The organism is Paracidovorax sp. MALMAid1276 (genome assembly GCF_049198005.1).
Classification (GTDB): domain Bacteria; phylum Pseudomonadota; class Gammaproteobacteria; order Burkholderiales; family Burkholderiaceae_C; genus Acidovorax.
In genome coordinates, this window is sequence record NZ_JBMIRS010000001.1 from 1 (window position 1) to 674 (window position 674).

Below are 674 nucleotides of genomic sequence, written 5' to 3' on the forward strand. Positions count from 1 at the left end.
ATGCCGGATATACGACTGCAGGTGTTTTACCCTCTGGGCCCCAATCGATCAGGCTCTTGTTGTTGTGGGGGAGTCCATATATGACAAGTTAAAGATCATGTGCGGCTCTCCTGTGACGGGCGTACAGGTAGATGCCAAGCAGTGCGGCAGCGAAGTACGCGCCAAAAATTGTCGGCCCACCTTCCGCAAGTACGGCCACAAACAGCACCAACCAGAAGAGCGCTACGTGCCCACCGTCTCCCGCGGTTGGGGGACTTAGAACCAAGAAGGTGAAACCTGTAGCAAGTGCCGCTCCGACCATTGCGGCCAATGTGAGGCCAATCAGCTGGCGAACGGAGAGCGCACGCTTGCGAGGCTCTGCAATTGGCGCCCATTCTCCCTCGGTGAAACTCGTGCCGCATGCGACACAACCTGCCACCTCTTCGGCGACCTTCGCTGAGCACACCGGGCATTTCATGAGCTTTAACGTTTGACATGAGAGGCATGACCCGGCTTGCCGGGGCATGTTCTCTCGATTGATGGGATGAGGCGGCCAGCTTGAGCAGGAAAGAAAACCGCCAGAGCTTTGCGATGCCAGACTGACAAGCCAGCAGGCTGCACAGCACCACGCCAAAGCCAGTATTGATTCACCACTTGCGATGGGTTTGATCGACCATCATGGCCAACCGGGTTCC

1 protein-coding gene is annotated in these 674 nt (G+C 57.1%); it reads right to left on the bottom strand.

Annotated features, from left to right (window positions below; genetic code table 11):
• Window positions 1–462: 462 nt before the first annotated feature.
• The coding region (locus tag ACOQFS_RS00005; protein ID WP_421560932.1) for a hypothetical protein at window positions 463–674 on the bottom strand (212 nt) is incomplete at its 5' end.